This window comes from Mesorhizobium sp. M1A.F.Ca.IN.020.06.1.1, from assembly GCF_004023265.1.
Classification (GTDB): Bacteria; Pseudomonadota; Alphaproteobacteria; order Rhizobiales; family Rhizobiaceae; genus Mesorhizobium.
The window spans coordinates 1-9,280 of record NZ_RZSR01000121.1 but is presented as its reverse complement, the minus strand read 5'-3'; the positions used below and the strand labels follow the sequence as shown (position 1 = coordinate 9,280).

8 protein-coding genes and 2 pseudogenes are annotated in these 9,280 nt (G+C 64.2%); 2 read left to right on the top strand and 8 right to left on the bottom strand.

What is annotated here, in order from left to right; genetic code table 11:
• Positions 1–154: 154 nt before the first annotated feature.
• Complete coding sequence (gene glyS / locus EOA60_RS08090) at positions 155–2,587, bottom strand: glycine--tRNA ligase subunit beta (RefSeq protein WP_095823825.1); 2,433 nt, start codon at positions 2,585–2,587, stop codon at positions 155–157.
• A gap of 69 nt (positions 2,588–2,656) precedes the next feature.
• Positions 2,657–3,004: pseudogene (locus EOA60_RS08085) on the bottom strand (DUF559 domain-containing protein).
• Between the two features lie 307 nt (positions 3,005–3,311).
• Between EOA60_RS08085 and EOA60_RS08080 the strand changes: the two are divergent.
• A complete protein-coding gene (locus tag EOA60_RS08080; RefSeq protein WP_095823826.1) occupies positions 3,312–3,494 on the top strand; it encodes a hypothetical protein in 183 nt (60 codons plus the stop codon).
• On the opposite strand, the gene EOA60_RS08075 is transcribed toward EOA60_RS08080, so the two are convergent.
• Positions 3,491–4,435, bottom strand: coding sequence for a glycine--tRNA ligase subunit alpha (locus EOA60_RS08075; RefSeq protein WP_127334981.1), 945 nt, complete (start codon positions 4,433–4,435; stop codon positions 3,491–3,493). The genes EOA60_RS08080 and EOA60_RS08075 overlap by 4 nt on opposite strands.
• Positions 4,436–4,606: 171 nt before the next feature.
• On the opposite strand from EOA60_RS08075, the gene EOA60_RS08070 reads away from it, so the two are divergent.
• On the top strand, positions 4,607–5,068 hold the full coding sequence (locus tag EOA60_RS08070; RefSeq protein WP_095823827.1) for a GNAT family N-acetyltransferase: 462 nt from the start codon (positions 4,607–4,609) through the stop codon (positions 5,066–5,068).
• A 50-nt stretch (positions 5,069–5,118) separates the two neighbouring features.
• On the opposite strand, the gene EOA60_RS08065 is transcribed toward EOA60_RS08070, so the two are convergent.
• The 5 genes and pseudogenes from EOA60_RS08065 to EOA60_RS08045 form a co-directional block, all read right to left on the bottom strand.
• Positions 5,119–6,894: a tetratricopeptide repeat protein gene (locus EOA60_RS08065; protein ID WP_095823828.1), complete on the bottom strand. Its 1,776-nt coding sequence runs from the start codon at positions 6,892–6,894 to the stop codon at positions 5,119–5,121.
• 187 nt (positions 6,895–7,081) lie between these two features.
• Positions 7,082–7,498: a DUF1284 domain-containing protein gene (locus EOA60_RS08060; protein WP_095800916.1), complete on the bottom strand. Its 417-nt coding sequence runs from the start codon at positions 7,496–7,498 to the stop codon at positions 7,082–7,084.
• A complete protein-coding gene (locus EOA60_RS08055; RefSeq protein ID WP_095823829.1) occupies positions 7,495–8,103 on the bottom strand; it encodes a biotin transporter BioY in 609 nt (202 codons plus the stop codon). Before EOA60_RS08055 ends, EOA60_RS08060 begins: the two co-directional genes overlap by 4 nt.
• 188 nt (positions 8,104–8,291) lie before the next feature.
• Complete coding sequence (locus tag EOA60_RS08050) at positions 8,292–8,957, bottom strand: GntR family transcriptional regulator (RefSeq protein ID WP_095800918.1); 666 nt, start codon at positions 8,955–8,957, stop codon at positions 8,292–8,294.
• A gap of 107 nt (positions 8,958–9,064) precedes the next feature.
• Positions 9,065–9,280, bottom strand: a pseudogene (locus EOA60_RS08045) (polyprenyl synthetase family protein); the annotation flags it as partial.

Below are 9,280 nucleotides of genomic sequence, written 5' to 3'. Positions count from 1 at the left end.
CCCCGCCACGACGGCAACCGCGTCTGACGGCGAGACCCAACCGGAAGTCCAACCGGAAGCTGCCCCGACGCCGCCGCGCTTCAGCAAGGCGATGTAGGCGCGACGGCCTCCCGCGCCTTACGGAGCATGCAGCTTCCGACCGGCATTCTGGCTGTCAGCCGACGATTTTTGAAAAATCGGCGACCTGGTCGGTGGCGGCGCGGATGCGGGCAAGCAGCGCCAGGCGGTTGGCGCGCACGGCCTGGTCCTCATCATTCACGAGAACCCCTTCAAAGAATGAATCAACTGGTTCACGCAAGACGCTAAGCGTCAGCATGGCGGCGGAAAAATCTTCGTTTTGAATCGCTTGGCCGGCTTCCTTCTCGGCCTGATTCACCGCGGCCGACAGCTTCTTTTCCGCATCCTCGCGGAACAGCGCCGGCTCAACAATCTCGGCGACCCGTGTTTTCTTCTTCTCCTCGGCAGCCAGGATGTTGGCGGCGCGCTTGGTACCGGCAAGCAGGTTCTTGCCATCCTCCGTGTCGAGGAACTTGCCCAGCGCCTCGACGCGGCGAACGATCTGCAGAAGGTCGTCGGACTGCGGCGTGATGACGGCGTCGATAAGATCGTATCGTGCACCGCTTTCGCGGAGATATACCTTGAGGCGGTCATGGAAGAAGCCGAGGAGATCCGAAATTTGTGCGGCATCGCTGGCGAAGCTCGCAAAGGCGTTGGCGAAGACCGATGTCAGTCCGAGGCGAATGCGGTTCTCGATCAGGATCCGGACCACGCCGAGTGCAGCTCTTCTGAGCGCGAACGGATCCTTGCTGCCTGTCGGCTTTTCATCGATCGCCCAGAAGCCTGTCAGCGTGTCGAGCTTGTCGGCCAGCGCGACAGCAACCGACACCGGGTCGGTCGGCACCCGGTCGGACGGGCCTTGCGGCTTGTAGTGCTCCTCGGCGGCCGCGGCCACCGACGGATGCTCGCCCTGGAGCAGCGCATATTTGCAGCCCATGGCGCCCTGCAATTCCGGGAACTCGCCTACCACCTCGGTCTGCAGGTCGGCCTTGGCGAGCACCGCGGCGCGGGCGACGAGCGCGGTAATCTCCCCCCTCGAGGGGGAGATGTCGCCAGAGGCGACAGAGGGAGTCGTCTCGCGTGGAGTGCCAACCTCTTCCCTCTTCGAAATGCCAGAATGCGTCGCACCAGCCGAAGCAACCCCCTCTGGCCTGCCGGCCATCTCCCCCTCAAGGGGGGAGATCGACTTCGCCACCGTCGGCGCCAATTCCTCGGCCAAGCGCTTGATGCGCGCCACGCGCTGCCCTTGTGTGCCAAGCTTGGCATGGAAGGTCACATTGAGATGGTCAAGGCGCGCCATGCGCTGGTCGAGCGGCTTCTTTAGATCCAGCTCGAACTTCGCCGCCGACTCTTGCAGCGTGCCGAGGTCGGGCAGATCGCCCTGGTCGGTCTTCCAGAAATAGAGGGCGTCTGAGAGACGCGCCCGCACCACCTTGCCATTGCCGTAGGCGATCTCTTTGCCGCCGTCCTTCGCTTCGATATTGGCAACCAGGATGAAGCGATCGGAGAGTGGCGATTGGCCAATCTCCCCCCCTGAGGGGGAGATGCCCGGCAGGGCAGAGGGGAGTGCCTCGCGCTGAGAGAACGGCGGGACGGCACCCCCCTCTGTCGGCTTCGCCGACATCTCCCCCTCTAGCGGGGAGGTTGGGCGCGACGTCACGAAGCATTTCTGATTGGCGCGAATGGTTAGGCGAATGACCTCGGCCGGGATGGTGAGAAAATCCTGCTCGAACTCGCCCATCAGCACGACCGGCCACTCGACCAGGCCGGAGACCTCTTCCAGCAGGCCCTCGTCCTCGACGAGATCGAGGCCGTTGGCGAAGGCGACATTGCGGGCATCGGCCAGGATGATCTCCTTGCGCCGGTCGGCATCAAGCACGACCTTGGCCGTTTCGAGCTTCGCCACATAGTCGTCGAAGCGGCGCACGGTGATCGTGCCCGGTGCATGGAAGCGGTGGCCGTAGGTGACGTTGCCGGAGCGGATGCCGTCGATCTCGAAATCGACCACCACCGGCTCCTCGGTCTCCGGGCCGAAGGTGCAGACGATCGATTGCAGCGGCCGCACCCAGCGCAGCGAGCCGGGCTTGGCCGAGGCCGCGCCCCAACGCATCGATTTCGGCCAGGGAAAGTTCTTGATGATGCCCGGCACCAGCTCGGCGATGATCTCTTCCGCCGCCCTGCCCGGCTTCGAGATGTGGGCGACGTAGAAGTCGCCCTTCTTGGGATCGGAATGGACATGCGCCTCGGCGATCGACGAAAGGCCGGCCTTGCGCAGAAAACCCTGCACCGCCTGGTCGGGCGCGGTGGTCGAGGGGCCCTTGATCTCCTCGCGAATGTCCTTCGAGCGCGCCGTCAGCCCGCGCACGTCCAGCGCCAGGCGTCGCGGCGTCCAGTATTCGCGCGCCGCCTCATAGGTCAGACCCGCCTCGATCAAGCCGTCGGTCAGCATCTTGCGAAGATCGCCGGCCGCCTTGCGCTGCATGCGCGCGGGGATTTCTTCCGAGCGGAGTTCTAGGAGGAGGTCAGGCATCAGTTAGCTCCTTACCCTCCCCTTGATGGGGAGGGTCGGCGCGCAGCGCCGGGGTGGGGTGGCGGCGTTTCAGCCGCCAGCACCTTCGGCACCATCGCGCAGACCAAGGTGTGATTTTCGTTCTTCCACAGCCGCATAGATTGTATCGAGAACGGAATCCAGTTCGTTTTTTATCTCGTGGTTCCAGAAGCGGACGACGCGATAGCCCTAGCTCTCAAACCATCTCGTTGGGACTGCATCATGGCACTGCTGGCCATCAAAGCCATGTTGGAAGCCATCCACCTCGATGATCAGCTTCAGCCGATGGGAGATAAAGTCAGGATAGTAACCGCCAACCGACGCTTGTCGACGAAAGTGCGTTCCTTCGACCGGAATACGCCAGAGGTGCCGCCACAGCCTGCGTTCCTCCTCGGTCATTGCCGCGCGCAGCCTTCGTGCGGACTGCAGCTTGAACCGAACAAGTTTTGGCATAGGGAAGCGCCCGTCACCCCCACCCGCCGCTTCGCGGCGACCTCCCCCATCAAGGGGGAGGTAGAGGGCGCATAGCAACTCGGCTCGCGCCTGTCACCCTGCCTGCCGGTCGGCAGTTCGAGCTATTTCAGGAAATTTTCAGTTCTTTGTCGGGACGACACGAGCCCACCCGTCATAAGAACAGACACCCCATGAACCAAACACAGTGCTGAAGCGACCAACGCTCAGACGGAGAACTATTGGCTGAACGACCATGAAGACGGCATCGAGAATCCTGCAGATCCTGGCACTGAGCGCCTGCTTCGCCGCCCAGATGCATGGCACATTCTCGATGCCGGGCGTGCGACAGGCACTGCGGACGATCGATGCCGCGACAGTCCAGATCACGTTGCCGATGGCAGCCGCCGCCGAGATCGCCAGCGTGACTTTGGGCTAAGTCGCCAGGCCGCCCGCGCGCGTCTGCAGGAACGCCTCTCCGCAAGCCTTGGCAAGGTTGCGCACGCGCAGAATGTAGCTCTGGCGCTCGGTCACGGAAATCACGCCGCGGGCGTCAAGCAGATTGAAGACGTGGCCGGCCTTGATGCACTGGTCATAGGCGGGGAAAACCAGACGGTGCATCGACGAATTGTCGTTCGACGCCGGCGCGCCGGCGGCGAGCAGCGCCTTGCACTCGGCTTCGGCGTCCTCGAAATGCCGAAGCAGCATCGCCGTGTTGGCGAATTCGAAATTGTGGCGCGAATATTCCTGCTCGGCCTGCAGGAACACGTCGCCATAGGTGACCTTCTCAGGCCCCTCGCGGCCGTTGAAATTCAAGTCATAGACATTGTCGACGCCCTGCACATACATGGCGAGGCGCTCGAGCCCATAGGTGAGCTCGCCCGCCACCGGCGCGCATTCGATGCCGCAGACCTGCTGGAAATAGGTGAACTGCGACACTTCCATGCCGTCGCACCAGCACTCCCAGCCGAGGCCCCAGGCACCCAGCGTCGGGCTTTCCCAATCGTCCTCGACGAAGCGGATGTCATGCAGCAGCGGATCGACGCCGATGGCTTCCAGCGAGCCGAGATAGAGTTCCTGCAGGTTCGGCGGGTTCGGCTTCAGGATCACCTGATATTGATAGTAATGCTGCAGCCGGTTCGGGTTCTCGCCGTAGCGGCCGTCCTTCGGCCGGCGCGACGGCTGCACGTAAGCCGCGTTCCAGCGCAACGGGCCGAGCGCGCGCAAGGTGGTGGCGGGGTGGAAGGTGCCGGCGCCGACTTCCATGTCGTAGGGCTGCAGGATGACGCAGCCGTAAGCTGCCCAGTAGTTGTGCAAGGTCAGGATCAGCCCCTGGAAGGAGCGGCTGGGATGCATGTGGGCAGGGATCTCGACGGTCACGGCGGCCTCGGAATGCGCTGGGAGTGGGCTTTCCCTAGTTGCCGGGCCGGCAAGCGTCAAGGCAGGGCGCCGCATCGAGGAGAGGTTGAAGCTTTGCCGGCGGGTGGCCCATTGCCGGCCGATCACGCGGGCCGTTTGCTTCGGCGAGCCGCAACGACAAAGGTTCCCGCCATGCTCGGTCAACTCACCGTCCGCCCCGTCACCCAGCAGGATTACGAGCAGTGGCTGCCGCTCTGGGACGGCTACAACGAATTCTACGGCCGCTCGGGCGAGACCGCGCTTGCCGGCGAGATCACCCAGATGACCTGGTCGCGCTTTTTCGACGCTTACGAGCCGGTGCATGCTCTGGTGGCCGAGCGCGACGGCAAGCTTCTCGGCCTCGTCCATTATCTCTACCACCGCTCGACCACGGCGATCGCCCCGAACTGCTATCTGCAGGATCTCTTCACCTCACAAGCCGCGCGCGGCCACGGCGTCGGCCGGGCGCTGATCGAAGGCGTTTACGAGCGCGCCAAAGCCGCGGGCTCGGGTCGCGTCTACTGGCTGACGCATGAGACCAACCACACCGCCATGCAGCTCTATGACAGGATCGGCGAGCGCTCGGGGTTCGTCGTCTACCGCAAGATGTTTTGAAAACGTTGCGGGGCTCCCAAGGGCCCCGCCAAACTGCAGAAATGTGCGCCTCAGCCCTTCGGCGCCGCGGGCGGGACCGGTTTCACCTTCGGCGTTTCCTGCGCCGTGTTGGACTCGATCGGCGGCAGGCCCTTCAGCAGCTTCTGCTGCAAGGTGGCGAGCACATCCGGGTCCGGCTTCAGGTCGCGTGCCTGGGTCCACTGGAAGGTCGCTTCCAGCTTGCGGCCGACGCGCCAATAGGCGTCGCCCAGATGGTCGTTGAGAACCGGATCCTCGGGCTTCAGCGACACGGCGCGCTCCATTTCGCGCACGGCGTCGTCGAAGCGGCCGAGGCGGTAATAGGCCCAGCCAAGCGAGTCGACGATGTAGCCGTCGCTTGGCCTGAGATCCACGGCCTTCTGGATCATCGCCAGGCCTTCCTTGAGGTTCGTGTTCATGTCGACCCAGGAATAGCCGAGATAGTTCAGAACCTGCGGCTGGTCGGGCTGCAGCTCCAGCGCCTTGCGGAAATTGGGCTCGGCCTTCGGCCATTCCTTCAACCGCTCATAGGCGATGCCGCGCTGGTAGAAGATGTTCCAGTTGGCGGCAGTCGGCGTCTTCAGCTGTTCGACCGCCTTGTCGTAGAGATTGGCAGCCGAACGGTAGTCCTCCTTGGAGGAGTAGACGCCGCCAAGCGCCAGGTAGCCGCGCATGTCGGTCGGGTGCGCATCGACATAGCCCTTGAGATGCGCGATGGCTTCGTCGTGACGGTCGATATCGGCAAGGTTCAGGCCAAGCTGCAGCTCAGAAAGCTCCTTCAATGGCGAGGAGGCCGGAATGCGCCGATAGAGCGCGATCGCGCCTTCGCCGTCCTTCAGCTGCTCGGCGACGGCGGCGAGCTGCACGAGGGCGGCGTCGCTGTCCGGCTTCAGCGCCAGCGCATATTGCAGATAGAGCCTCACGAAAGGCTCGCCGCCGCCACGGTTGAGCGCGGTGGCGAGGTCGAGCAGGATTTCCGAGGCGCCGTCGGCCGGGGTAGCGACCAGGGGCTCGATCTTGTCGCCTTTGCTGATCCTGTCGCGCAGCGTGGTGATTTCGAGCTTGCCAGGCGCGAAGGCTTCGGCCTGGTTCAGCACCGCCATCGCCTTTGTCTTGTCGCCCTTGCGGGCGAGGAACGAGGCATAGGCCTGGGCATTGCGCATCCACGTCTCGGGCGCGGAGCCGCCGGCGGCGGTATCGGCCAGGGTGGCGGCGTAGATCTCATCGGCCTTGGCGGAAAGGCCGGCGGCGTCGGCGATGAGGGCGCGATGGAAGGACTTGAACAGGCCGAACCAGTCCGGCCCCTTCAGCTTGTCGATCGAAGCCATCGCCTCGGAGGCATCGCCCGCGCCTTCCTTGGCCCAACCGTCCATGACGCCGGAGAGCAGCCGGTCGAGATCGGATTCGAGCGACAGCTTCAGCCAGTACTGAGCCTTGGCGTAGTCCTTCTTGTGGAAGGAATCGACGGCAAGCGCCAGACGCGAGAAGCGCTCGACATCGGGAACTTCCTTGAGCTTGTCGGCATAGACCAGCGATTCCTCGAAGCGGCCCTGGGCGACCAGCGCCAGCATGAGGCTCTGCTGCAGTTCGGTGTCATTGGGGGCAAAGGCCAGGGCCTGCTTGTAATAGGCGATGGCATTGTCGAGATCGTTGTCGCTTTCGGCAATATGGGCGGCAAGATAGGCGCCCGAAAAGGACGTGATCTGGACCGGTTGGGAGTTTTCCTTGGCATGGGCAGGCGGCACCGACAGCGCCACACCCGCTAAAAATGCCAGCCTCGTCAGCCAGCGCGCACGTCCTTGCCGCATTGTATCCCTTTCAGCCAGACGCGATCCCCCCTTGGCGGACCGCCCACAGAGTCGATGTTTTCCCGACAAAGCATGGCCTTTTTGGGGTCAGGCTTCAATCCGCAGCGAATCACAATGCAATCATCGGGCTTAAAAAATACGGCGTGCATCCAAAAAGTCCGGCGCGGGAAGCCGCAGACAGCGCCGCCTAAAGACGCGTATCTTGGAATCCGCTGAGGGCAACCGCGCTGCACAGGTCGGACCATTCGCAGCCCGAGCACGCCTGACGCGTCAGGCCGGAGGAAAACGCCTTGCGCATCGGCGCCAGGCTGGAGGCATCCAACACGAGCCGGTCGCCGGCCCGGACGGGCCGGCCGAGGAGAGCGCCGACGTCGCGCGCCGCGAGCGCGTCGCGCTCGGCGGCGCCTTCGCCCAGGCAGTGCGGCTCGCGCTCGTCCAGCATCGGGGCGCAGATGGCGTCCGGCCCGGACACGATCAGGACCGCCTCGCCCTCGCCCAGCCGCTTCACCACCTTGTCGTAGTTGGCGGTGAAGGCGGGCGAGTAGCCTTTGCCGACATAGGTCAGCAGGCAGAGCAGATGGTGGGCGCGCAGCCTGACAGTCATTGCATCTTTGACGAGTGGTCGCGCGGTTCGGCCCGATAGGTGGAAAAGAGCTTCAGCGTCGCGGCGCCCAGCGCCGACTTCAGGAGGCCGCCGACAATGAAGGGCAGGAAGCCGAAGGTGATGGCCTTCTCGGCGCCGATCATGGCGGCAAGCCAGGCCGTGCCGAGAACCAGGCAGAGAAGATTGCCGATGAGCATGGCGGCGAAGGCAAGCATCACCCGATTGCCGTTCCAGCCGCGCTCGGCCAGCCAGCCGACGATCGCACCGACGATCGGGAAGGAGAAGAGATAGCCGCCGGTCGGGCCCATAAAATGCTGCACGCCGGCCGCACCGCCGGCCAGAACCGGGAAGCCGGCGGCACCCTCGACAAGCCAGGCCGCGATGGTCAGCGCGCCGAAGCGCCAGCCATAGAGCGCACCGACCAGCGTCACCGCGAAGGTCTGCATGGTCACCGGAACCGGCACCATCGGCACCTCGATATAGGATGACAGCGCCAGGAACAGCGAGCCGAGGACGACGGCGCCGAACTGCCAGGCAACGGAGCGGCTGTGCAGTTGGAGCGGGCTGAAGGAAGACTGGCGGGTCGAAACGGCGATGTTTGTCACGGTGAGGTCCCTGGTTGAGTTGAAATTATAGATAATTCCTGCAATCGATCTATTATCGAATCCACATTTTTGCGGAGATAGCAAGCGCTGCCTTGCGGAGGCAGATCGCAGGAGCAATGAGGCTCAGCCATTCACCGACATTTGACTGCTACGGAGCGCAGAAAGGCAGCTGTGTCTGCGTTCTCGCGCTAGCCGACGATGGCGAAGGCGTCGCGAGTCCTGCCGGAAGCGGTCTTGACCGGTTTCTGCCCGATCCATTGCACATGCCGGCCGAGCGTGGCGGCAGCCGATTCCGTGTTGCCTTGCCTCAGCGCGCTCAGGATCGCGCGGTGATCCTGATCGGTGCGGGTCTCCCATTCGGAGCGCCAGGCGGCGAACAGGAAACGCGCGCTTGCGGCATGCAGGTCATCGATGGTGGAGAGAAGACGCGGCATGTTGCAGGGCGTCAAGATCAAGCGGTGGAAGGTGCGATTGGCCTCCTCCCAGGAGCGGACATCGCGGGATTTGTCGCCCGCCTTGGTCGCCTCCTCGGCGCGGTCGAGGATCGCCGGCGTCAGATGCGGCGCGGCGTGGCGCAGCGCCAACACTTCGAGCGCGGCGCGCATCTCGGCCACTTCCCTGACCTCGCCGAGATCGAAAGCGGCCACACGCACGCCGCGGCGCGGCTCGCTGATCGCCAAACCCTGCGCCTCGAGGCGGCGGAAGGCCTCGCGCACCGGCACGTGGCTGGTGCCGAATTCCTCGGCGACATGATCCTGGCGCAGCCGCGATCCGGGCTCGATAGCGCCCGAAATGATGCGGTCCGCCAGTTCCTTGCTGATGCGGACGGCGATCGTGTCCTCTGTGGTGGCCATGTTTTATAGATAATTTGCTGAGCTGCCGTTTGTCGAGACGGCCAGAGCGGAATCACAGGCGCCCGCCCGGCGGACGCCAGGCGATGCCAAGGAGAACCGACAGGCGCTCAGTTGACGCGGCTGATGCAGAAATCGATGACGTCGATCAGCGCCGATTTCTGCGGCGTCGCCTCCAGCGGCGCGAGCGCGTCGCGGGCGATCTCGCCGAAGTGACGGGCGCGGCCAATCGTGTCGGCGATGGCGCCATGGCGGGTCATCAGACCGATCGCCTTTTCGAGCCCGGCATCGTCGGCGACATTTTCCTCGATGGCGCGCTTCCAGAA

What these genes read in the sequence shown, in the direction of transcription:
- glyS (WP_095823825.1), bottom strand. Translation starts at nt 2,587, where the DNA reads ATGCCTGACCTCCTCCTAGAACTCCGCTCGGAAGAAATCCCCGCGCGC.
- EOA60_RS08080 (WP_095823826.1), top strand. Translation starts at nt 3,312, where the DNA reads ATGAAGACGGCATCGAGAATCCTGCAGATCCTGGCACTGAGCGCCTGC.
- EOA60_RS08070 (WP_095823827.1), top strand. Translation starts at nt 4,607, where the DNA reads ATGCTCGGTCAACTCACCGTCCGCCCCGTCACCCAGCAGGATTACGAG.
- EOA60_RS08065 (WP_095823828.1), bottom strand. Translation starts at nt 6,894, where the DNA reads ATGCGGCAAGGACGTGCGCGCTGGCTGACGAGGCTGGCATTTTTAGCG.
- EOA60_RS08060 (WP_095800916.1), bottom strand. Translation starts at nt 7,498, where the DNA reads ATGACTGTCAGGCTGCGCGCCCACCATCTGCTCTGCCTGCTGACCTAT.
- EOA60_RS08050 (WP_095800918.1), bottom strand. Translation starts at nt 8,957, where the DNA reads ATGGCCACCACAGAGGACACGATCGCCGTCCGCATCAGCAAGGAACTG.